Source organism: Shewanella sp. FDAARGOS_354, assembly GCF_002209245.2.
Classification (GTDB): Bacteria; Pseudomonadota; Gammaproteobacteria; order Enterobacterales; family Shewanellaceae; genus Shewanella; species Shewanella xiamenensis.
The window spans coordinates 970,552-995,710 of the sequence record NZ_CP022089.2 but is presented as its reverse complement, the minus strand read 5'-3'; the positions used below and the strand labels follow the sequence as shown (position 1 = coordinate 995,710).

Below are 25,159 nucleotides of genomic sequence, written 5' to 3'. Positions count from 1 at the left end.
AGTGTTTTGAGCCCGAGTTTTTATATGAGCTCGGGATGCTCGCTTACTGAGTCGAGGTTGGCTCGCTTTTTAGCAGGCGCACCTCATATAAACCGCCAGCAATCGAGCCCGGTTTTGCCACAAATTTCACCCTGAAGGGCACTGTACTATCCAAAAGCATATCGGCGGGAATAGGGTAGTCGACACTATAAAATGTTGGCCCCTTATCGGCAGGCAGAGTGACTTCGGCAAGGCGTTTATCGTTGATCAAAATATCAAAACGTCGCCCTGCATCCAAACCAAAGTAAGTTAAGCGCAATATGGGTTGCGGTTCACCTTTGGCATCGAGTTGATAGCTAAACCAATCCTGGGCATGGCGCCAATGGCGATTACCATTAAGGCCCGCTTCACTCTTTGATGCCTTAAAGAAATGATCCGACTCAGGTTGCTGCTCACCGGGCTGCACACTATCTAAGGTTTGCGCCATCAGCTTGGCTTCCATCTGGGCTTTTTGAGCTAACGCTTGCTGTTTCTGCTGCCATTCATCGGGAGCGCTCTGGCCAAAATACAAGGTATAGCGGCTGTCATGCAGACGAAAGAAGGGGATCAGCGTGATTGGGCTCGCTTGATTTGTACGAGCTTTCCCGGTGGTAAATTGCAACTGACTCATGGGCTCACGGCGGATATCGGTTAAAAAGCGGGTACCATCGCTGATAAAAATCGGCGCCTGACTGGGTTCGCACATAGGGCCACTGGCAATATGCCCAATGCGACTGGCATCACCGATAAAATTTAAGGCTTCATTGGCGATAGGCGCGGTTTTTGCCGCTAACACAATTGGCCCATAGAGTACTGAGTAATAGGCGGTTTTATCAGGCAGCTGCTCGAGACTAATGTCCATCGGTAAGGTGATGGTCACGCTATCGCCCTTACGCCAGTGCCGCGTTAAGGGAATATATTGCCCTTGAGTCGTTTTAAACCTTTGTGGCTCGCCATTAATACTCACGGCCACATCACCCTTAGCCCATGTGGGATAGCGCAGATTGAGGGTAAAGTCCGCCTTCTGATGGATAATCACCTGCGAAGTATTGTCATCGGGAAACTGAGTTTTTTGGCTAAGGCTGATGCCCTTGGCTTTCCAGTTGACCTCGGAATCGACAAACAGGTTCACAAACAGATTGTTGTCCTCCTCGGCATAGATGAGCTCGCCGTATTTAGCATGGTTTTCGATACCGGAACCAACACAACACCACATACTTTCCTGCGCCGAGGAATAGACGCGGTAATGGTCTGGGCGCATTGGCGTAAAATACACTAGGCCGCCAGTTTGCGGATGCTGGGACGAGAGAATATGGTTGTAGAGCGCGCGCTCGTAGTAATCGATATAACGTAAATCACGTTTGTTTTCATAGAGTAATTTAGACAGTTTCAGCATGTTGTAGGTATTGCAGGTCTCAGGGCCTTCTACCGAATCGAGCATACTGCTGAAGTCTTCGCTAGGATGAAAATGCTCGCGCACACTGTTGCCACCGATGGAAACGCTGCGCTGGTGAACCACTTGCTGCCAAAAGTAATCGGCGCTCTCTAACCACGCCTTGTTATGACTGAGCTCGGCAATACGTGCCACTCCCACAATTTTAGGAATTTGTGTATTGGCATGTAGGCCCGTCAGTTTATCTTGATGCTGCAACAGGGGTTGTAACAGGCTTTGATCCGTATAGCGATTCGCAAGATTTAAGTATTTGTTTTGACCTGTAATGCTGTACACATCCGCTAAGGTTTCATTTAAGCCACCGTATTCGGTGCGCAGCATAAGCTGCAGCTGCTCATCAGTTAGATTGCGACTTAAATCCAGCATCCACTCGGCAAAACCGACGAGCATTTTCTTCGCCGTAGGATTTTGAGTATAAAGATAGGCATCCCGCAGGCCGGCAAATACCTTATGCAGGTTATACCAAGGCACCCATGATTGGTTGAGCGTAAACAGATCCGCTTCAATATGACCAGCGGCGACCTGCTGCCATAATTTATCTCCATGGGGGACACCGCCCACGTAACCATTGCCATGGGCCTGTTGACACTTTTCCAACTCGGCCACCATGTAGTTGAGTCGTTCAAGCACCGCCTGATCGCCCGTAGCAGCATACATTAAGGCCAATGCCGATAGATAATGCCCACCGATATGGCCATCAAGGCCCGTATTTTCCCAATTGGGGTAGTTGTCGGCGGTAGTCGCGATTCCCGCTTCCTTACGGTAAGGAGCCAGTAGTCGCTCGGGATCCATCGACATGATGTAAGCCAAATCGGTCTGCTGGGCATGCAGAAACGGCCCGGCAGTGAGACGCACATCGTTTAGGGGAATGGGGGTAAGGCTAGCAAAACTTAGCTGGGATACGAATGGGCAAGTTAATGGCAATAACAGGCAAAGGCCAAACAATCGGGCAGTGTTCATCTTGGCTCCCTTATTATACGGATTGGAGTTTTACGTTTGGATTAACTCAGTTTTTGCGTGATAAAAAAGCCCCTGGGTAGGGGCTTATGGTGTTATCGCAGATAGATTACGCCGATACTTGAGGCGCAGCAGTCTTAGACGTTATGGCCTTAGAGGCTTCAGTGCTAGAGGCTAGAGCCTTAGACGTCAAGTTGGCGTCCGTTTGGCTTGAATGGGCCTGCTCGGGTAAAGCCTGTTTGATTTCTTCATACACGCGGTCAGAAATCTTATATTTGAACATCAGTAAGCCCATCAGCGCGTGGAATGCGCCAGGGATCACCGTCAACATTAACGAAATGCCGGTCAACGCAAACTCGCTTTGGGTTTCACCGGGTTGATAGTTGAAGTAGGTCAGCAGCATACCGACCACAAATCCCGCCGCGCCCATTCCCGCTTTTTGGGCGAATGAGATCCCGCCAAAGGCAAGGCCAGAGACCCTGTGGCCCGTTTTGACTGTGCCATAATCCACCGACTCGGAAATCACCGACCAGAAGACAGGCGCATGTAAATCCACCACAAATGAAATCGCAAAATAGAGTACGAAGGCCAGCACTATGTCCCCCGGTTGCACGGCAAAGAACATAATGACGCTTAAGATCCCAACCGCGATCTGGCTGTAACGGAAGAGTTTAAGTTTGCAGTAACGCTTAGTGATCCAAGTCGAAGCCACCATGGCCAGAATCGCTGCGCCCACACCGGTCGATAGAAATGCCGAGAGCATTTTGGCATCGCCGCCCAAGTAGTAGGTGGCGTAGTAGGCAGCTACCGAGCCGCGGATCACATAGCCAATGGTGCCAATCACACAAATCGCAGTTAACACTAGCCATTGATCGTTTTTAAACAATAATCGCAGTTGCATGGCGACAGGCTTAGTTTCAACCTTATAAGCCACGCGCTCTGTGGTCGTGAAAAAGCAAAATAAAAACAACAGTGTTGCCATTAATGCCATCACGCCCATGGCTTTTTGATAACCCGCGGCAATGTTATCACCGCCCCAAGACGACGCTAACATAGGCACGATAATGGTCACTAAAAAGGCGGCAATTTTGGCGAAGAACAAACGATAACCATTGGCGGATAAACGCTCTTTCGGATCGTCGGTGATCACACTGATAATCGAAATATATGGAATAGTGACGGTGGTAAAGATGATAGTGACCAGAATATAGGTCGAATAGGCCCAGATAAGGTTGGCATTGTAATCCCAATCCGGGGTTGAGAAGGTTAAGAAGACCGAAATACCAAAGGGAATCGCCATAAACAGGAAGTAGGGGCGATATCTTCCCCAGCGGGTGGTCACTTTATCGTTAATAATGCCCATTAAAGGATCGGTAATGGCATCGATAAGCCGGACCAGCAGGAACAAAATCCCGACATCGGCGGGCTTTAACCCAAAAATATCGGTATAAAAGAAGGTAATAATTAACATCATTGACGAAATCACCACGTTAACGGCCATGTCCCCGGAGCCGTAACCGATCTTTTCAATGACTGACAATTTATGAGAACTCATCAGAAATCCTTATTATATTTATTATAAACAGTGAGTTATTGTGTTATTTTGCGATTTACCGCATCCGCAATGTTAACACATTTTTCTCCTGTTAATTTTTTTGCATTTGATTGTTACTTCCTTGTCCGATAGTATGATAACTTGATTCATCATACAATAGCATAATAGCTATTTTATTAAATAGGATGAGGTAATAAGGAGAATTAATGCCAGCCATAAGAATCACACCGAAAACAGCTCTAAAACGTCACCTTAAGATGCTCAATTGTGCGCTGCTGGGCATATTGGGAACCCTAGGCCAAGTAAGTGCCAAGCAGGTGAGTATTCATGATCCTGTGATGGCGAAAGAGAACGGGCAGTACTATCTCTTTAGCACTGGCCCTGGCATTACCTATTATTCCTCAAAAGATAAAATCCATTGGACGCTGGCGGGTCGAGTATTTGAGACCGAACCTAGCTGGGCGAGTGAGGTGGCATCAGGGTTTAATGGCCATTTATGGGCACCGGATATTATTGAGCATAACGGCTTGTTCTATCTGTATTACTCAGTATCAGCCTTTGGTAAAAACACCTCTGCCATTGGCGTGACAGTCAATAAAACCCTCGACAAAAACTCAAAGGACTATCAGTGGGCAGATAAGGGGATCGTTATTCAATCAGTGCCAAATCGTGATGCATGGAACGCGATTGATCCCAATATTATTGTCGATGAAAAGGGCACGCCTTGGATGAGCTTTGGCTCCTTTTGGCAAGGGTTAAAACTGGTCAAGCTCAACCCAGACTGTATCTCCATTGCCAAGCCTGAAGAATGGCACACGCTAGCCAAGTTAGAACGCCCCGCGTTAGTTGCCGAAACGGAGCCAGGTCCTGCACAAATCGAAGCGCCTTTTATCTATAAAAAAGATGACTATTACTATCTTTTTGTCTCCTATGGCCTTTGCTGCCGTGGGGATGACAGCACCTATCACTTAGCCGTGGGCCGAGCCAAAACGGTGACTGGGCCTTACCTCGATAAAGAGGGTAAAGACATGGCACAGGGCGGTGGCTCAGTATTACTGCATGGCACTAAGGACTGGCCTGGATTGGGCCATAACAGTGTTTATAACTTCGATGGTAAAGATTACTTAGTCTTTCATGCCTATGAATCCGCCGATAATGGCTTACAAAAACTCAAGATGGCGGAACTGAGCTGGCGCCAAGGTTGGCCCGTGGTCGATCCTAAGGTGCTCAATCAATACCAGAGCGTATTAGTTGCACCCGAAGGAACAAAATAATAATGACTCACACAATCAACAAACGAATGGCTACGCTTGCGTTGGCCATGGGACTTAGTGCGACCTGCTTGGGGGCAGGTAACCTACATGCAGCGGAAAGTGTGAAAGGCGCGGATGAAAACCGCATTACCGCAGCGACCTTTGCGAATCCGTTATTTCGAAATGGGGCCGATCCTTGGCTCGAATACCACAATGGTAACTATTATCTGACCACTACGACTTGGACCTCAGAGCTGGTGATGCGTAAATCGCCCACCATAGCTGGGCTTGCCGATGCGCCGGCCCACAATATTTGGAGCGGCACCGATAAGTCCAACTGCTGTAACTTTTGGGCATTCGAATTCCACCCTCTACAAACTGCGCAGGGACTACGTTGGTATGTGATTTACACTTCGGGCGTGGCAGAACACTTCGATGGCCAGCGTAACCATATCCTCGAGAGTGAAGGCAGTGACCCCATGGGGCCATACAAGTTTAAGGGCACGCCAATGCCCGATCACTGGAATATCGACGGCAGCTATTTGGAGTATAAAGGCCAGTTATATTTTCTCTGGTCCGAATGGCACGGCCAAGATCAAGTGAACTTGATTGCCAAGATGAGCAACCCTTGGACCGTCGAGGGCGAACATAAGGTGATTACCGCACCTATTCACGACTGGGAAAAATCAGGCTTAAACGTCAATGAAGGCCCAGAGATCATTCAGCACGAGGGCAGAACCTTTTTAGTTCACTCGGCAAGTTTTTGTAACACTGAGGATTATTCCTTAGCCGTGGTCGAACTCACTGGTGACGATCCCATGGATCCCGCCGCATGGACTAAGTACGACAAGCCTTTCTTTAGCAAAGCCAATGGTGTCTATGGCCCTGGGCATCATGGTTTCTTCAAGTCACCCGATGGGAAAGAAGATTGGCTTATATACCATGGCAACTCCTCGGCTTCCGACGGCTGTAGTGGCACCCGTGCGGCACGCGCTCAACCCTTTACATGGGATAACAAAGGCTTGCCTAAATTTGGTGAACCGATGGCGGATAAAAAGCAATTGCCTGTCCCAAGTGGCGAGTTTGGCCCGATAACCACTCAAGTGGAAGGCGTGAAATACCGCATTGTGAGCCGTGAAGTCGGTCAATGCCTAGTGACCAATGCCAAGGGCCAGGTCAGTGTCGGTAAGTGCAACGATGACAACAGCCAATGGGTAATTGATCCGAGTAACGATGGCCTATATCGCTTTGCCAATGTGGGGCAGGGAACCTTTTTAACTCAGGCTCAGTGCCAAGATGAGTCTTCAACGGCACTGAATACAGCGCCTTGGGTCGCCTCCCGTTGTCAGCGTTGGTCGGTGGATTCGACTCGTGAAGGCTGGTTCCGCTTTGCAAACGATCGCTCCATCGGTAATTTACAGGCGAAAAATTGCAGTAAAAAGGCCGGTACCGACGTGATTGCGGGCGAAAACCGTGTCAGTGAATGCACCGATTGGCGGATTGAGCCAGTCTCAACATTTGCCATAGTCAACGCCCATAGCGGCCGAGTAGTCAGCGCCGAACAATGTCAGCTTAAACCGAATGCCAATGTTGTTCAGTTTGAATACACCGGCGATGCCTGTCAGCAGTGGCAAGCAGTGCCGACAACTGATGGATTTTACCGTTTGCAATCCATCCAACTTTCAAACAACAAGGCGCAACAATGCCTTGTGACCAACGAAGGTAATCTGGAGCTAGGGGCTTGTAATACAATCGACAGTGAGTTCCGCAGCGAATTGATGCCCAATGGCTCATTAAGGCTGGTGTCCCGTAAGGGCGGTTCATCCATGAAAGTGGCCAATGGCTCCTATGCCAACGGCGATAACATAGTGGAAGACGTGTGGAAAAACACCATTTCACAACAGTTTTACTTTAGAGAGGTGAAATAATTCATCCCTTTGAAATAACTGAGCATCACCACGGCGGTGGTCATACCCAAACAACCTGAAGATATAGGATTCAGCGGGAGTTTAACGCACTTTAGGCAAGGCGGTTATTTGAGAACCTAGTGAACTAAGTTAAAAATAACCAACACAGCATAAAATACGTTAAAACCCGCCGGGACGGAGAGCCTAGGGCACTCCATTTCTGTGTTACATCAATTCAAAAGGTGGTCGATTTTTTCATTGATGCGCCTTGAATTGAAGCCCCTAGGTACTCTGAAACTCGTATCTTCAGGTAGCTTGGGTATAAACGCTTGCTTGTAATGTCGTTTAAGTTGAGGTCGCTTAACGGCATCTTGGTTGAGCCTAGTTTGCTCGGCACCAGAGCAGTAATTGTGTATGCAATTACTGCTCTTTTTTATCCCGGCTCTTTTTATCCAGTCATGGCCTGCCATAACAGTCGTATAGCCAGTAGCGTGAGAATCAAATCAAAAGCTAAATTGAAATGTTTGTCTGTTACTCGAGTAAGCATCTTAAAGCCTAGCCATGTTCCAATACCGCCACTGATAATCATACAAACGAACAGTGGCCACCATGGGAGTATGGGGATATCAACACCCTCAAAAACGATAATTTTCATCCCATGTTGTAAGGACATAACCATTGCAAAAGTGGCTACGGTACGAAATCGATCAATCTCTAACTGCTTGATAAACGCCGCAACCAAAGGGCCAGTTGCCCCAACGAATAATGAGATAAAGGTCGTTATCCCACTCGCAATTAACATGCCCATAGTACCCAGTACTACACGAGGTATTTTGGGGCCCCAACAGGAGTACAAGATAAATAGGGCAATGGTGAGATACATCACCGTAGGGGGGATCGCCACTAAGACTAAGCTGCCCAGCGCGGCACCAATGAGCGCCCCCGGTAAGAATACCCTGATAATTCGCCATTGAATATGTTGCCATCCCAATAGGGCTCGTCCTAAGTTAGAGCCCAATTGCACTACGCCGTGTAGGGGAATAATCACTTGAGGCGGAAGCACTTGCGCCATCACGCCCAATAACATCACACCACCGCCAATACCAAAACAGGCGGTAAAAAATGCAGTAAAGGCCGAGCCTAAGGTTAACAGCGTGAATATATCGATAGGGATCAGATTAAAATCGAACCAAGCGGTGTGCATAGCCAATATTCAAGGAAGAAAAGAAAGATAAACTAGCAAAGCTTGGGCTCAGACAAAAGCAATTTGATGGATAAGCATTAGAAAGATCGAGTAAAAATCTCGCCATTTATTTGATATAAAAAGAAAAAGCTAATCACTGGATTAGCTTTTTCGGTTTAAACAACAGTGGTCAATTAGAAGGAGTAACGCGCACCGAGGGCAAACGTTCGGGTGTAGATACTATTCGTGCGGTTATAGAGTACTGAGTCTTCATAGTATTCTTGATAGATATCATCAAGAATATTTGTCGCATCGAAGGTTAGTACAAATTCATCTGTTACGTTATAGCTAAATTGGAAGTCAAGCGATTGCTCCGGCTTACGATAAATGCCACGAGGCATTGCGAAGCTACCTGCGTCATAAGCAGATAAGAATTTGTCACGCCAGGTGTAAGAGAGGCGAGCACTATAAACGTCTTTATCATAAATCAATACAGCACTCATTGAGGTATCTGATACACCAAATAAATCTCGTGTTGTAGTTGCAATTTGCTCACCACTTTCACTATCAAACTCTGGGATGTCTTGGCTAGAATCTAAGAAGGTTGCACTCACTTGAGTACCTAAACCATCTAGGTAACTAGGCATATTTTTAGGGAAATACACCGCACCAAGTTCATAACCACTTAGTTTTCCATTCGAAGAGTTTTCTGGTCGGCTTAAAAGATATTTTTTTGTTTCACCATCAACTTCACGAGTGATAGTCGATACTGAGTTAAATACAAAACCTTCAATATCACGACGGAAATAAGTACCGAAAATAGAAGATCCCTCACCAAAGTAATATTCCAATGAGAAATCATAGTTTTGTGAAGTAGTTGGTTCTAACTTAGAGTTACCACTTGAAGCTTGACCGAATCCAAGCTTTGTTAAGTCTTCTGTATAGGAAATCGCAGTGGTTAAATCACCAAAGGCGGGGCGACGAATCGTTTCAGTGTAGGCAAAACGTGCAACCAGTTCATCCGTTAACCAGAAGCGTACCATTAAGCTTGGTAATAACTCCGCACTTCCATTGGTATCGGTGTCATGCACGAGATAATATCGAATGTCATCAACGACATCCTCAGTAGCATATTTTTTGCGTTCCCAGAAATCCATATCAGCATCGGCTTTCTCGTAACGTAGGCCGATTTGACCATCGACTTGCTTACCCCATAACTCAGTTTCAAAATCACTTTGGATATACGCAGCGTATGATTTTTCAGTGATGTCATAGTTAGTATACATAGCAAGAGCTTGTTCATCTGCACCGTACATCGTTTCAATAGCAGAACGATTAGCATACAGATAGTTACCGTTAGCGATAGCCCAGCTAGTTGGTACATTTCCACGGCCATCAAAGAAGTCAGTAGTTACGGTAAACATGTTCGGGTCAAGATCACTAAATAGAACATTAGTGTTTAGTGAGCCTGCATCGTACAATCCGTGTTTTGCACCACGTTGCTCAGCACGTACACCAAACTTCATCTTAGTGAAGATACCGTAGTCGAGGTAATAGTCACCATCGAGTGTCCAAGTAACTGAATCCCCCTCGTCTTTGGCACCGCTATCGTATACGTTTGCAGTTTGCCACAAGGATAATTGCGTTAAATCAGATTCATTAATAGCAGTGTCAGGGTTATCTAAATAAACCCAGCTAGGGACACCACCACTTTTGTCGTTATAGTCAACATCAACGCCGTAGAAAGTTTGAGTGCTATTCGCGCTTACACCACGCATCGCCAGAAATTGTGATTCATAGGTACTGGTTTGATAGACAACTTCAGACTTTAAGATCAAATTGTCAAAGTCCCACTTACCTCCTAAGGCAAATACGTAACTATCTGTTTCGTTGTGGCTATGATCTGAACTGCTAAAGCCGCCAACGTTATATGCAGTTCGCGATTTTACCACGTTGGTACCATCATAAACTTCGATACCATCTTTGATCACTTGCTGCCAATTAGCCGAGGAATCAACATTGCTAAAGAGCATAGAGTTGAAGTTATCATTGCGATAACCGTTATAGAATGCTTCAAAAAGGTACTCGGAAGTGTCAGTTGGTGCCCATTGCAATGAGAAATTTAGTGCTGGACGCTCACGTTCACCGTTATTCATATTTTGAAACACAGCATCACGCATGAGCAGATATTCTTGACCGTTGATCAAGGCTCCTTCAGATGTATCAAGACCATGAGCTAAACCGCGGGTCCAATAAATATCAGGGATTTGTGTACCCGTTTCTGCGTAATAGGGCAAGGACGCACCAGGAGCGACAACTTGATCGTTGTAATTGGTACGAATATAAGAAACGTTAACTAATGCACCGACTTCACCGATGCTGGTATCCCAGCGGTCGCTAATTAAAGCACTGAAATTGGGATCGATAGTGTCAGGCTGATCAGAGTAAATCCCTTTGGCTGCTACCGAAATTTTTTCTTCTTGAAAATCAAAAGGTCTATGGGTACGAATGTCAATTTGGCCTGCGATACCACTGGCGACTTGAGAAGAGGAGCGTGTTTTAAAGACTTCAACACTGCCGAGTAATGCCGCTGGTACGTCTGCAATTGCCACTTCACGGCCTGCGGCGGTGAAGATTTGGCGGCCATTCACTGTGGTTGTCACATCCGTTAAACCCCGAATGCTTACAGTATTGGCTTCACCTGAGGCGCGGTCGGTGACTTGAACACCCGTTACCCGTTGTAAGGCTTCAACGACGTTATTATCTGGGAATTCGCCAATATCTTCGGCAATGATGGCATCAACAACTTGAATATTTTGACGTTTGAGTTCTACCGCCTTATTTAAACTACCGCGGATCCCCTGAACCTGAATGATCTCCATCTCTTCGTTATTTTGCGCTTTACCGCTAGAAGAGGGCTGTGCCGTTTCTTCCGCCTGAGGCGATTGTGTCGCTTCAGGTTCTGCTGCATACGTCGCTTGACTAGCAAGAGCAAGCAGAATCGCACTTGCCAAATAAGTCTGTTTAAACATCTAGTTAATCTCCGGTAGTTTTATTATTTGACCCGGTAGCCTAAGACACCATCTGACGTCCCGGTCTTTTTTATTCCACTTCAGAGTCACGGACATCCCCACAGTGTCCCTGAAAATTTAGAATTTTGTAGCGTACTTTGCACCATGGCATCTGATGATGCTTCAAGTGCTCAATTAAGATCTTATTAAAGTGTTAAAATCATATTGTATGACTATTAGCCTGTCAACATTGCTATTTCATTTTGATAATAAAGAGAGAGTGCATTTCTTAGAATGAATTATGGACAAGGAAAAAATTAAATTTTTAAAACAAAACAGAGAGATAGTTTACTGTTTGACGGTAGGTAAATTGGTGAATATGCGGCAAAATCAATATAAATCGCATTGTATATTTAGCTTTAATGCCTAATTTCTTGCAAAAAATCATAAATCTCTTTCACAAGATATTTACTTCTTTCGTCAGAGTGCTAATGTAATTTTAGTGTTACAGTAGTATTGTATTACCAATATGTAATGCATTGATACACGATTAACCTCTAACTATCCAACACAACAATAAAAGGAACGACGCTCATGGTGCTTAAACGCTCATTCGTGTCAGCAAGCTTGATCATGGCACTTGCCGCCTGTGGTGGGGACGACAGCAGCTATAGTGCTAACGACACAAATACCTTTACACCTCCCGCTCCAGTGACTTCGGCGGATCCGACAATAGCAGGTGAGGTGAGCTATAAAAATGCAGTGGTCCATGATCCATCGATCATTAAAGATACTGATGGTACTTACTATGTTTTTGGCTCCCACCTAGCGGTGGCCAGCTCTACTGATTTAATGAACTGGACACAAATTGCTTCGGATGGTGCCGCCACGAGCAGCTTGTTTAATACCTATGCGTCAGAAATCGCTGAAGGCACGGCATGGACGGGCGGCTTTGTCGGTTCGTGGGCGCCGGATGTGATAAAGCTTGCTGACGGTAAGTACCATTTCTATTACGACTTCTGTGGCGGCCCCGATAAGATTGATTGCGTATCGCGCTCCTATTTGGGGATGGCGACTTCTGACAATATTCTCGGTCCCTATGTTAACCAAGGCTTGATCTTGAAGACTGGGCATATTGGGGCTGAAAACCCAGGCGCAAACGGTCAAATTTACGATGGCAATGTCGACCCTAATGCTATTGATCCAGCCGTGTTTTACGATAAAGATGGCGGCCTGTGGATGACCTATGGTTCCTATTCCGGCGGGATCTGGGTGATGCAGTTAGATCCAGCAACGGGTAAACCGCTCGCTGGACAAGGTTATGGTACTAAGATCATGGGGGGCAATTACAGCGCGATTGAAGGGTCTTATGTTATCTATAGCCCTGAATCCGAATACTATTATATGTTTACCTCCTTTGGTGGTTTTGCCCAAAAAGACGGTTACAACATTCGTATCTCTCGCTCTAAAAATCCTAACGGTCCCTATGTCGATGCAGCTGGGCTCGACATGATTGGCGCAACGGCCGCAGGCAATATCGCAGACTATGGCGTCAAACTGATGGGCGGTTTCCAATTTGTGGCCCACCCTGGCGATGTGGGTCATGATCACGGTTATCTGTCACCCGGCCACAACTCAGCTTTTTATGATGCACAAACGGGCAAATACTTCTTGGTATTCCATACGCGCTTCCCCGATACCGACGAAGGTCACAGCGTGCGCGTGCATGAGCTATTTCTCAACAGCGATGGTTGGTTAGTTGCCTCACCACAGCGTTATGCACCGATCAACGGCGATAACATTGTCGATGAAATCGATGTCACTGGTGATTATCAATTCATTAATCACGCAAAAAATATTAATACTGCGGCACATAAATCAGTCCATGTGAAGTTATCCCGTACTTGGACCAATAAAGGCACTGTATCTGGCGATGTGACTGGTACTTATCAACAGGGTGATGACAATAAAATCAGCTTAACGCTAGACAATTTAGGCACATTTGAAGGCGTACTCGCCTGGCAATGGGATCCTGAACAAAACAAACTTATGCCTACCTTTAGCGCCATTTCTAATGATGGGGCGAGTATTTGGGGCGTGAAGCTCACCAATAAAACCACTGAGGAAATTTTATCGGCATCGGCAAACGGCATTAGCCTGCCGACCGAAGTCACCGAAGGCACGCTCGCCTTACCGATACAAGGTACCCGTGGGGCAACTATCGAGTGGCATTCGAGCGACGAATCAGTGATCCGTGCCGATGGTACCATTATCCGCCCCAACGTGGGCGAGGGCGATAAGGTCGTCACCCTAACCGCGACGATTATGGTCAATGGTAAGAAGGTGACTAAAACCTTCAAAATCACCGTATTTGCCCATAAAACCTATAACCGTATTGCCCTGTACAGCTTTGAGAATAACCTCAAGGATTCCTTGGGCTTATTTGGTGATGGCCAACCCACTGGCGATAGGATCTTCAAAGCGGGCGATGCCATTGGCTACGCCACAGGCTTTGAAGGACAAGCCCTGTCACTCGATGGTACCCATGGGGTGTTACTACCATCGGGCATTATCTCCAGCTACGAGTACACAGTGTCTTTTTGGGCAAGTCCTGCGGTTATTACAGGGTTTACCACGGCATTCTTCGGCGCAGTTAACGAGCAAACCGCTGAAGATGGTAGCAAGTTCTCCAATACTTGGGTCAGCATGCTGCCACAGGGTTGGGACGGTAATACCATGTTCTGGAGTCACAATATTGATACCAGCGGCAGTGCGGCGGTTGAAAGTTGGTTTGATGGTGTAACCGGCGAGCGCATCGCTGAAAACACGTGGTCGCATCTGGCGTTCTCAGTCAATAAAGGGCTAGTTAAAGTCTTTATCAACGGGGTTGAGCGCTTTAGCCGCGGTAACCTTGCGAACTACTTTACGGGTGCTCAGGGCGTTTTCGGTCTTGGCGTTAACTACTGGGATCTGCCATACAACGGCCTAATTGATGAACTCAAAATCTATGAAGCGGCATTAACGGCTGAAGAAGTCAAAGCCCTCGATATCGACAAGTTAGCCGACAGTGAACTCTTGTCCTCAGCAACGGCCATTCTGGAGCTAGGCGACTTATCGGCGGTGCGTAAAAATATCGAACTGCCAGTAACGGGTCCTTATGCTGCGGCGATTTCTTGGGTATCTTCAGATCCAACGACTATTGATACCCATGGAAGCGTAACGCAACCTGCACGTGGTGAAGAAGACAAGGTGGTCACCTTAACGGCCACCTTAAAACTGGGTAATGCGACTCAAACCAAAGTCTTCACCGCAACCGTAAAAGCTAAGAATCCACCAACACCTGTAGCGGTTTACAGTTTCGAAGATAATCTTAACGACAGTACCGCTAACTTCGGTGCGGGCACTTTAGTGGGTAACCTGATTGGTGTCGAAGGCGGTAAAATCAGCTATATAGACGGCGCGGTAGGCAAGGCGGCGGTCTTTGATGGTGCCTCTGGTATTGTATTGCCGAATAACCTTATCAAAGACTACACCTACTCAGTGTCGATGTGGCTCAATCCTGAGCAGCTGAATAAGTACACTACAGCCTTGTTTGGTTATGCGACCGATTCTAGCTGGACCAGCGTCTTACCTGGCGGTCAAAATGATTATGAGCGCATGGTATTATGGTCAGGCACAGCATGGTACGACGGTAGAACCGGTTTTGTGATGCCAAAATCCCAATGGACACACCTTGCGTACACAGTGAATGGCGGCGATGTGAAGGTTTATATCAATGGTGAATTGAAGTTTACCGGCGCTAACTTCCCGAACATCTTCTCAGTACCGACCACTAAGTTTGCGGTCGGGGTCAACTTCTGGGATACGCCTTTCAAAGGGGCAATCGATGAAATCAAGTTCTATGACGAAGCGATTACTGAACAAGATGTGGCTGATTTATTTAGCGAATCTAATCAATAACTGATCAGTTAAGCCAGATCGCTTGACGATCCCATTCAAAAGATCAAAATCCGATGACCACTCGTCATCGGATTTTTTTATGCAACTCACTACCGCGCTTGCACTGGCCGGAACCATTCCTAAAAGAATTGATAGTTTAATCGCAGAAACAGAGCAACATATACTACCGATACAACGAGAATTAAGGGTTTATCCTCGATGTGTCATAGCGAAACCAAGGAAATACCCAGTCAAAAGAAAAGGCCAGTCAGCTCTTAACTGATTGGCATTACTCTCAATGGTGCATTTAAATCAATGTCTTAAGATATTTAAATCTTGGCGATTATGAAGGTCATTTATCGACTATTATCGCGATAACCCGACAGCTAAAAGAACCACAAGCTATATTCACGTTTTACCCTTGCTTCATCCCATAAGTTGTTTAAGATTAAGCCTTTCTTGATTACAGAGTTTATTTCTGAGTAACGCAATGCAAACGGTCACGGTTGGCGAGCTGTTGATGACGATCCCAGTAGGAAACCTCCTTGGAGAAGGCGTATTATGGGATGAATTACACCAATCCATTTGGTGGACTGACATTCTCTCCTCTGTGATTTATCGTTTTACTCTCGCCACCCGCACACTAGATACTTTCTCCATGCCGCACCGCGTCGGCTCCTTTGGCCTCACGGCAAAGCCTACAACACTGATCGTCGCATTCGATATCGGTATTGCGACTTATAATATTGAAGATCAAAGCCTGACATGGTTGGCGCAGCCAGAATCTCATTTTGCCGGCAATCGCTTTAATGATGGTCGCATCGATAGGCAAGGGCGTTTTTGGGCCGGCACTATGGTTGAGCGACGCGATACTTTGCAACAAACGGCAGCCCTGTATTGTCTGGATGAGAATGGGCATTGCCACCAGCGCCTCTCAAATCTCGAAATCTCCAACGGCCTATGCTGGAGCGTGGATGGGCGAACGCTCTACCATGCTGATTCGCCAAAACACCAAATCTATCAATATGATTTTGATATTGAGCAGGGGCTATTGAGTCGTAAGCGCCTCTTTGCGAGCACGAGCCATCACATTTTCCCTGATGGCGCCGATGTCGATGCGGCGGGTTATCTTTGGAATGCCCAGTGGGGCGGTGGCCAAGTGGTACGCTATCGTCCAGACGGTAAAGTCGATCTTATCCTCAAATTGCCCGTTACAAACACAACCAGCATCGCCTTTGGCGGCGCAAAATTAGATTTACTTATCGTGACCAGTGCTAAACACTCACTTGACGCATCGCAATTAGCTCAAGAGCCGCAAGCGGGGGATGTGTTTATCTATCAATTACAGGGTATTTATGGCGTAACCGCCCCACGTTTTTGCGGTTAGATCTAAGTAAACATCAGCGTTTTTAGCGCAAATTTTGTTATCAAATCCACTCACCAATCCCTTAGTCAAAAACGATTTACCGCGCTTTCAGGCAAAATCGCCGCTTATCGCCCCAATCATTTACCTTAAATTGTGATCTTGCTCAAAAAGCGGCTAATCGGTATTTTCACTCATAATTTGAGCAACTAACGCCATTTTTGTGACGCGCATCAACAATAAGATTTACGGCTATCAGAAATTGGTACAAAGTGGACAAAATGACTAATCAAAATGTCCATATCAATAAAATAGTTAAATCCTGAGAAATAACATTATTTAAAAATATTAATTCAACAATCACAATAAAACTTACATATATCAGGATATTATTCCATTGAAAGCTTAATGTGATTTCGATCACCTGTCGGAAATTGTCATTATTAGTCACTTTTTTATACTCGCACCTTGAGTAGGGTTAAGTTCTCTACTCAAGCATGCAGCGTATTCGCTGCAACTTGTGAGCACATAAAAGAGAGTGTGTGAAATGACAATGAATAGACGACAGTTTTTTAAACTCTGTGCTGTGGGAGCCGCGACTTCTGCTATTTCTGCACTGGGGTTGATGTCCGAAAAGGCATTTGCATCCGTCAGAGGTTTTAAATTGCTACGCGCAAAAGAGACGCGTAACAATTGTTGCTACTGCTCTGTGGGTTGTGGTTTGTTGATGTACAGCCAGAGCAGTAATGGGAAAAATGCGGAGCAGAGCATTTTTCATATCGAGGGCGATGCCGATAATCCAATTAACCGTGGAGCTCTGTGTCCTAAGGGCGCTGGCTTGGTTGACTATGTGAATAGCCCGCACCGTTTAAAATATCCTGAAGTGCGTTTACCTGGTTCGGATAAATGGCAGCGCATTAGCTGGGATGAGGCCTTTAAGCGTATCGCAAGACTTATCAAAGACGAGCGTGATGCCAATCTGATTGAAAAAAATGCCCAGGGTCAAACCGTTAACCGCTTAGTCAGTCTAGGCATGATGACTTCATCGGCCCAAGCAAACGAAGGCTGCTACATTACCCATAAATTTGGCCGTGCCATTGGCATGTTAGGCATAGATAACATCGCCCGCGTTTGTCACGCTCCGACACCTGCTGCGATGGCGCCCACCTTTGGCCGCGGCGCTATGACTAACCACTGGGCAGATATGAAAAATACCGATCTGGCCATTGTGATGGGCGGTAACGCTGCCGAAGCGCATCCCGTCGGTTTTGGTTGGGTGACAGAAGCGATGGAGCACAACAATGCCAAGTTGATTGTGGTCGATCCGCGCTTTAACCGCAGTGCTGCCGTCGCCGATTTATATGCGCCTATTCGTTCAGGCACCGATATTGCCTTCCTACTCGGCATGATCCGCTACCTGCTCGAAGCCCAGCAAATCAACCTTAACTATGTCAAAGCCTATACCAATGCCTCGTTTATCGTGCGGGAAGACTTTGAATTTAATGAAGGTTTATTCAGTGGCTACGATGAAGCTAACCATAAATACGACCAATCTACTTGGTTCTATGAGTTAGATGAAGAGGGCTACGCTAAGGTCGACACAAGCTTAAGTCATCCTCGTTGCGTGATTAACCTGCTGAAAAAACACGTTGATCGCTACGATCCCGACACAGTTTCCAGTATCACTGGGACGCCTAAAGAAACCTATCTTGAAGTGTGTAAGCAAATTGGGACAACCCATTTTGACCATAAAGCCGCCACCTTCCTGTATGCCCTCGGTTGGACACAGCACAGCGTCGGCGCGCAAAACATCCGCACCATGGCGATGATCCAATTGCTGCTTGGCAATATGGGGATCATGGGCGGCGGCGTGAATGCACTGCGCTGAAGGATCCCCTCATAAATCAGCCATAGCATAGCCATATTTGAGCAACTGATTGGCGAATAATACCCAGGCCGCCAGCAATTCTTTCTCCGTGATTTGATAATCAGGCCGCCTGAGTACCTCCAATCCCAAGCGAATCGTTGAGAGTACCGTTCGATGCCCAATGGTATTGGCCTGAAAATGCTTATCCCAGCCCTGTTGCTGTGCGTGTAAACCAACTAGCCACAACAGGCATTGAACCATCAACGCTATCAGTAGGATGATGTCGAATCGCTCTGGACTGTTGGTACGACTTTGGCGTAAGCCAAAGCCGTATGCCGGGCTTTTGAGGTCACGAAAGGTTTCCTCTATTTGCATACGTTTGGCGTACAGGTTTACCAGCTGCTTTGGGCTCCGAGATTCTGGTGGTAAATTGCTGGCTAACACCCAAGGCTCTTTCGCCGATGTTGAGTACGTTTTTGCCGATGGATGGTGGCAATTAGTCCTCGTTGAACGCTGATTTGTACGCCCCTTAGGTTTGCTACGATAAAGCGTGAGATGGCAATTGATAGGGTTAGTTTTGGTCAAGGTCTTACAACCCAGGCTCTTCGCTTGACCGTTGGCCAAGTCATGTGTACTGCGAACTGCACGCCAATTTTCAGCGCCAATATCTGCAAATTGAACTGTACCGCGAATACGGCTTAGCCAAAACCAACCATGCGCCTCAACCTCTTTGTACCAAGGCACTTTGAACCCCGCGTCAGTCACGATGAGAGGGGTAACATGCAAAGGTAAAATCTTGGCTAAGTCCGCTAAAAAACCGTTGTGGGAGGCCTTAGAGCATTGTTCTGATAGGGGATAGGACTTCTCATACAGGGTAATAGAGCGGCCATTGAAGGCTATTGAGGCGCGCAGAGCCATGATGCGTTTATGCTCTCGGATGTCTGACCAATCGACGAGCACAATCGGCATAGGGTTACCAGAACAGATGAGGCTGGCATGCCATTGGTAGACAGCTAACCGTTCTTGATGCAGATGCGTGTTGCCGAGCAAACGATCAATGCGCTTGATGTTGTGCTTGGTTCGGGCCGTGGTTGGTAAATTTCGACCTAACTCAGTCAAGGTCAGTGTCTTACATTCAATCAGTGCCTTAGAGGCCAGCATCAAGCTGTTTAATCGTTTTAGGTGAAGTTCTGGGCAGTATTGGTGTAAAGAATGTTGTAGGATATTGGCTTCGCGCATCTTGTTGTCCAAGTGTAGTTTTTAGCGAAACCATTTGATCATGCAACAAGATGCGCTTCCACCCTAATTTGATGATTTATTTGTAAATCATCAGGGGATTCTTCAGTGCACTGCGTGGTCACTCAAACGTTCAAGGCGCAACGGACTTAGGGTTATTGTGCCAAGCCTTACCGGGTTACCTTAAATTACCTCAAGATAAAGATGTTGATTTACAAAACTATTTAGCCCATTACACCCCAAAAGCCTTAAGACCAAACCAAACCAACTATTGGCACAATTACCCAGCCTTTACCGTGTCGTTGTTAAAAGCCTTCTTCGGTGAACATGCGACGGCAGAGAATGATTATGGCTATGACTGGCTGCCAAAGTGGGACCAACAGTACGATATCAACAAGCAAATCGACATGATGGTTCACGGTGAGGTCAATGGCTACTTTATCCAAGGCATCAACGCGCTTAACTCTCAGCCCGATAAGCAAAAAGTGTCTAAGGGCTTATCGAATCTGAAGTTCTTAGTTGTGCTGGATGCACTTGCAAACGAAACCTCCACTTTCTGGCGCAATGCAGGTCAGTTTAACGATGTGGATACCGCCAGTATTCAAACTGAAGTCTTCCGCTTACCCACGACCTGTTTTGCTGAGGAAAGTGGTTCAATTGCCAACTCAAGCCGCTGGTTACAATGGCACTTTAAGGGCGCAAATCCACCCGGCGAAGCCTTGTCTGATCCTGAAATTCTTTCTGGCATCATGTTGGAATTAAAACGTTTATACCGTGAAGAGGGGGGTCGTTTACCTGCGCCAATTGAAGCCATTAAATGGGACTATGCGATCGAACATGAACCTAGTTCAGAGGAAATCGCGCGGGAGATGAATGGTTATGATCTCACTACCGGTAAGTTACTCAATGGTTTCTCCGAGTTAAAAGCCGATGGATCAACCTCATGTGGTGTTTGGGTTTACTCAGGCATGTGGACCGAAGCGGGCAACTTGATGGCGCGTCGCGATAATAGCGATCCATCAGGCAAAGGCATTACCCCAAATTGGTCATTCGCTTGGCCAGCAAACCGGCGCATCTTGTACAACCGCGCCTCCTGCGACGTGCAAGGTAAGCCGCGCGATCCAAGCCGTGTACTGCTCGAGTATAAAGACAACAAGTGGCAGGGCATTGATGTGCCAGACTTTAATGCCAAATTGAATGCCGAAGAATCGGCCCATCCTTTCATCATGCAAGCCGATGGCGTTGGCCACTTATTTGCGCTGCGTGACTTAAAAGATGGCCCATTCCCAGAGCATTACGAGCCGTTCGAATCACCACTGGCGAGTAATCCGCTGCACCCTAAGGTCACCAATAACCCAGTGGCGCGGATGTTCAAAGGCTTACGTGAAAGCTTTGGTACCAATGAAGAATTCCCCTATGTTGGCACCACTTACTCAATGACGGAGCACTTCAACAACTGGACCACACATTGTCACCTTGCTGCGATTACCCAGCCACAGCACTTTATCGAAATCGATGAAACCTTGGCGGCGGAAAAGGGCATCAATAACGGTGATTGGGTCAAGGTGAGCTCTAAGCGCTCGCATATTGTCACTAAGGCCTATGTCACTAAACGGCTCCAACCCATGATGGTTCAGGGCAAAAAAGTCCATACCATTGGTATTCCACGCCATGGCAGCTACGAGGCCTTGACGCAGAAGAGTTATATCGTTAACGAACTAACTTCATCTGTGGGCGATGCCAATACCCAAACCCCTGAATACAAAGCATTCCTTGTGAATATTGCCAAAGCGGAGGGCTTCTAATTATGGCTTCTCAAGATATTATCCGCATCTCAGGCACCACGGACATCACCCCAGCGTCTCAAGGACGCATTGGAGCGGTCCAGCAGGTGACTAAGCTGTTTGATGCGACGAAATGTACCGGCTGTAAGGCCTGTCAGGTTGCCTGCTCCGAATGGAATGACCTTCGTGAAGATGTCGGTACTTTCCAAGGCAGTTACCAGAACCCGATGACACTGTCACCGGAAAGCTGGAACATCATGCAGTATCACGAAGTGATGGATAACAATAAGTTGCGTTGGCAATTTACCCACACTGCCTGTATGCACTGCGCCGATCCAGCCTGTTTAAAAGCCTGTTCAACCAGCGGAGCGATTGTGCAACATGCCAATGGCACAGTGGATTTTGACTCGAACAAGTGTATTGGCTGCGGCTATTGCGCCAGTGCCTGTCCTTTCAATGTGCCTAAGATCAGCGCCAAAGATAACAAAGCCTATAAGTGCACTCTGTGCTCAGATAGGCTCGCCGTTGGCCTCGAGCCTTCCTGCGTTAAAACCTGCACCGTGGGAGCACTGCGCTTTGGTACCCGCGAAGACATGTTGTTCTATGCCGAAAAACGCGTCGAGCAGTTAAAGGAACGTGGCTTCAGCAAGGCGGGACTTTATAACCCAGAGGGCGTTGGCGGAACGCATATGATGATGATCCTCCACGACATCACGCAACCCGAAAGCTATGGCATGCCCAAGGATCCGCAAATCCCTGCGGCAACCGAATGGCGTCAAGATTGGCTCAAACCGTTGGGCACCGCAGGCCTGCTCGCAACGGCGGCGTTCGCCCTGATGCACCGCATTGCGGTAGGGCGCAACATCGTCGAGGAAGATCAGCCTGGTTATATTGATGCCGGCGTCAAAGAGGAGGAAAAACTATGAGTCATAAAGAAATGATCGTGCGCCATAAGCTCGTTGACCGTCTGTGTCACTGGACCATAGTCTTTGTTGGCCTAGTGACCTTTCTAACGGGGTTCTCGTTTTTTTATCCCTCGTTCCAGTGGCTCAGTAGCATTGTTGGCACACCACAACTGGCAAAAGTGATGCATCCATTCTTTGGAATTGCCATGTGTCTGCTGCTGGCGGTGATGTTAATCCGCTACTACCAGCACAATAAGTGGAATAAATACGATTTGCCCTGGATGAAAGCCGTGGTGTGGGTGTTACTGCAAAAAGAAGAGAACATTCCGCCCGTGGGCCACTACAACCCAGGTCAGAAAATGTTATTCCGCGCCTTTGTGGTTTTTGTACTGGCGTTTCTGATCAGCGGCATCATGATGTGGCAACCTTATTTTGCCCCCATGTTCTCGGCAGAAGCCGTCAATTGGGCCACCTTAGTCCACTCGGCCTGCGGCATATTAATGCTGTTATCACTAGTGGTACACGTATGGATGGCCTGCTGGATTGAAGGCTCTATCACTGGGATGCTCTACGGCAAAGTCTCTAAGGCTTGGGCCCGTAAGCACCACCCAGCCATGTTAGAAGAACACGAGGAATAATAGCAATGAAGATGGCCAGCGATATCCCGTTAAGTTTTGTTGATAAATCTCCCTTAGCTTTGAAACCGCTAAAAGCAGCAGATCCTGAGAAAATTTATCAACATAGAGCACGTCGTTTAGCCCAATTAGCGCAGGATTCTCCGCTGGCGGATTATCTTAAGCTCTGCCAAATCCTAGTGTCTGCGCAGCAAAAACTGGCGGCAACGGATATGGGCTCAGCACCAATGATTGACGTTGAGGCGCCATATCCGTTGTCCCTAAGCCAAACTCAAACGGCTCAGGATTGGTTACAACCATTGCAAGCATTGCTGACAGAATTGTTATCCCAAGTGCCCGCGCATTTAGTGCCTGTTCTCCAGGAGCTACTGGAGCAATCGCCAGTCCAATTGCTCCAGTGGGGCAATCAACTAAGGCAAGGGCAGTTTAGTGCCGTACCCGCACAGTTTAGCTTATTTATTTGGGCGGGTTTGTCACTCTATTGGTCCCATTGGGCGCCCATGGTGATTGCGCGTATGGATACCAATAGGGTTAAGCAGTCCAGTTTATGCCCTGTATGCGGCAGTCATCCTGTCGCCAGCATGATTGTCGATAAACCACGCGAAGGGCTGCGTTATCTACATTGCAGTCTGTGTGAAAGCGAGTGGCACTATGTGCGAGCCCATTGTACCTGCTGCGAACAATCCCGTGAGATGTCTATTTGGTCGTTTGACGATCATAAGGCTGCCGTACGGATTGAGAGCTGCGAGGCGTGTAAAGGATATACTAAGATGTTGTTTATCAACCGTTTGCCATTGTTAGATGCGGCAGCGGATGATATCGCATCGATGGGATTGGATGCCGAGCTCAATACAAAGGGCTATGGTGCGACAACTGTCAATCCGCTATTGCTGGCCCATGAAGCTTAGAAAACGTAGTTAACAGGAGATGCGTTGATGGTTGCTGATAATTCTTTCCCTAATTCAGTTGTTACAGCCGATGTGACTCGATTTAGCACGGCAGGGAATGTTGAACAAACTGAATTACTCGCCAATGAGGTAAGAGTGGCGTTGGTGTATAACGGATTGGCGCACACAGTCATGATGGCAAGCCCACAGGACTTGGAAGTGTTTGCGATAGGTTTTACGCTTTCGGAAAGAATTGTCTCAACCATTAATGATATAAAAGATATTGAACTTGAATATGTTTCTAATGGCGTGATCATTAAGATAGAGATTAATCAACGCTGTTTCAATGAGTTAAAGGAGCATCGCCGTAGCATGGCGGGACGCACTGGCTGTGGTCTCTGTGGTGTTGCACAGCTTAAAGATGCTGTAAAACCAGTTCAAGTCGTCGGATCCGATATCAGATTCAACATTGCCCATCTCGACCCGATTTTAGTCCGAGTCAAACAACTACAACAGACTTTTGCTTTAACTGGTGCAACCCATGCTGCAATTGGTGTAAATGAAAACGGGGAGGTGATTTATCTATTTGAAGATATTGGCCGACATATCGCTTTAGATAAATTGATCGGGGCGATGTCTGTACGGTATGCAGCAAAACCCGCTGCGGTATTGTTAACCAGCCGCGCCAGTTTTGAAATGGTACAAAAGGCGGCAAGTGTCGGTATTCAAATTCTGTTTGCTATGTCAGCCGTGACGGCGTTGGCTACTGAGATTGCGGAGCAAAGCAATGTGACTTTAGTCGGTTTCTGCCGTGATGGTCGAGCAAATATTTATAATCATGGCTATCGACTTCAAGGAAGCCAACTGTCACAACCAGCCGTGGTCGGGCTTTAAGATTTGACCGTAGGCAAATGAAGAGATTGATTGGCAAAATAAAAAGTCGATCCAAGTAATAATAGACACCAACATCATGATATAAAACGCGATGCTATGTGAATTCTTTAGCACTATGCGGAGTAATCTCTGCAAACATTCACGTAGCAACGCGATATAAGCAATAGCATTTCTTCCTTAAACCAATAAATCCTCAATCAAGCAGAACCAGCAGAAGTGAAAGTACTTTAACGTAAATCCATAGAGAACTGTTTCTTTCCCCAAAACACAATTTAACATAATATACATTGTGCGCAGTTTTGTGTGCGAGGG

General features: G+C 46.9%; 13 protein-coding genes and 2 pseudogenes. 10 read left to right on the top strand and 5 right to left on the bottom strand.

Translation table 11 applies throughout. From position 1 onward, the window contains the following. Window positions 1-43 precede the first annotated feature (43 nt). Window positions 44-2,431, bottom strand: a complete 2,388-nt coding sequence (locus CEQ32_RS04560; RefSeq protein ID WP_088585582.1) for a glycoside hydrolase family 127 protein — start codon at window positions 2,429-2,431, stop codon at window positions 44-46. Between the two features lie 106 nt (window positions 2,432-2,537). Further along, on the bottom strand, window positions 2,538-3,983 hold the full coding sequence (locus tag CEQ32_RS04555) for an MFS transporter (RefSeq protein ID WP_088585581.1): 1,446 nt from the start codon (window positions 3,981-3,983) through the stop codon (window positions 2,538-2,540). A gap of 206 nt (window positions 3,984-4,189) precedes the next feature. Here CEQ32_RS04555 and CEQ32_RS04550 point away from each other — a divergent pair, with 206 nt between their 5' ends. Together CEQ32_RS04550 and CEQ32_RS04545 are read left to right on the top strand one after the other, a co-directional pair. Beyond that, the gene (locus tag CEQ32_RS04550; RefSeq protein ID WP_088585580.1) at window positions 4,190-5,257 is read left to right on the top strand and encodes an arabinan endo-1,5-alpha-L-arabinosidase; all 1,068 of its coding nucleotides are present in this window, start codon (window positions 4,190-4,192) and stop codon (window positions 5,255-5,257) included. A 2-nt stretch (window positions 5,258-5,259) separates the two neighbouring features. Then, complete coding sequence (locus CEQ32_RS04545; protein WP_088585579.1) at window positions 5,260-7,164, top strand: family 43 glycosylhydrolase; 1,905 nt, start codon at window positions 5,260-5,262, stop codon at window positions 7,162-7,164. A gap of 427 nt (window positions 7,165-7,591) precedes the next feature. Here the strand turns inward: CEQ32_RS04545 and CEQ32_RS04540 are convergent, their stop codons facing one another. Together CEQ32_RS04540 and CEQ32_RS04535 are read right to left on the bottom strand one after the other, a co-directional pair. Further along, window positions 7,592-8,347, bottom strand: a complete 756-nt coding sequence (locus tag CEQ32_RS04540) for a sulfite exporter TauE/SafE family protein (RefSeq protein WP_088585578.1) — start codon at window positions 8,345-8,347, stop codon at window positions 7,592-7,594. 173 nt (window positions 8,348-8,520) lie between these two features. Continuing rightward, window positions 8,521-11,358 (bottom strand): TonB-dependent receptor, encoded by a 2,838-nt coding sequence (locus tag CEQ32_RS04535; protein ID WP_088585577.1) that lies wholly within the window; start codon window positions 11,356-11,358, stop codon window positions 8,521-8,523. A 573-nt stretch (window positions 11,359-11,931) separates the two neighbouring features. On the opposite strand from CEQ32_RS04535, the gene CEQ32_RS04530 reads away from it, so the two are divergent. From CEQ32_RS04530 to CEQ32_RS04520, 3 genes and pseudogenes are all read left to right on the top strand, one after another. After that, a complete protein-coding gene (locus CEQ32_RS04530) occupies window positions 11,932-15,297 on the top strand; it encodes a LamG-like jellyroll fold domain-containing protein (RefSeq protein WP_122040735.1) in 3,366 nt (1,121 codons plus the stop codon). Window positions 15,298-15,766: 469 nt separating this feature from the next. After that, window positions 15,767-16,663 carry an SMP-30/gluconolactonase/LRE family protein gene (locus tag CEQ32_RS04525; protein WP_088585576.1) on the top strand — a complete coding sequence of 299 codons (897 nt, stop codon included), beginning with the start codon at window positions 15,767-15,769 and terminating at the stop codon, window positions 16,661-16,663. A gap of 529 nt (window positions 16,664-17,192) precedes the next feature. Further along, window positions 17,193-18,524 (top strand): annotated as a pseudogene (locus CEQ32_RS04520) (molybdopterin-dependent oxidoreductase); the annotation flags it as partial. 12 nt (window positions 18,525-18,536) lie between these two features. Here the strand turns inward: CEQ32_RS04520 and CEQ32_RS04515 are convergent. Next, window positions 18,537-19,745, bottom strand: a complete 1,209-nt coding sequence (locus CEQ32_RS04515; RefSeq protein WP_001206290.1) for an IS4-like element IS10A family transposase — start codon at window positions 19,743-19,745, stop codon at window positions 18,537-18,539. 101 nt (window positions 19,746-19,846) lie between these two features. Between CEQ32_RS04515 and CEQ32_RS04510 the strand changes: the two are divergent. From CEQ32_RS04510 to fdhD, 5 genes and pseudogenes are all read left to right on the top strand, one after another. Next, a pseudogene (locus CEQ32_RS04510) lies at window positions 19,847-21,547 on the top strand (molybdopterin dinucleotide binding domain-containing protein); the annotation flags it as partial. 2 nt (window positions 21,548-21,549) lie between these two features. Beyond that, the gene (fdxH, locus tag CEQ32_RS04505; RefSeq protein ID WP_088585575.1) at window positions 21,550-22,452 is read left to right on the top strand and encodes a formate dehydrogenase subunit beta; all 903 of its coding nucleotides are present in this window, start codon (window positions 21,550-21,552) and stop codon (window positions 22,450-22,452) included. Next, the gene (locus CEQ32_RS04500) at window positions 22,449-23,069 is read left to right on the top strand and encodes a formate dehydrogenase subunit gamma (RefSeq protein ID WP_088585574.1); all 621 of its coding nucleotides are present in this window, start codon (window positions 22,449-22,451) and stop codon (window positions 23,067-23,069) included. Before fdxH ends, CEQ32_RS04500 begins: the two co-directional genes overlap by 4 nt. A gap of 5 nt (window positions 23,070-23,074) precedes the next feature. Next, window positions 23,075-23,974 (top strand): formate dehydrogenase accessory protein FdhE, encoded by a 900-nt coding sequence (fdhE, locus tag CEQ32_RS04495; RefSeq protein WP_088585573.1) that lies wholly within the window; start codon window positions 23,075-23,077, stop codon window positions 23,972-23,974. Window positions 23,975-24,001: 27 nt separating this feature from the next. Further along, entirely contained in the window at window positions 24,002-24,847 is an 846-nt protein-coding gene (gene fdhD, locus CEQ32_RS04490) for a formate dehydrogenase accessory sulfurtransferase FdhD (RefSeq protein ID WP_082389649.1), read from the top strand. Window positions 24,848-25,159 lie beyond the last annotated feature (312 nt).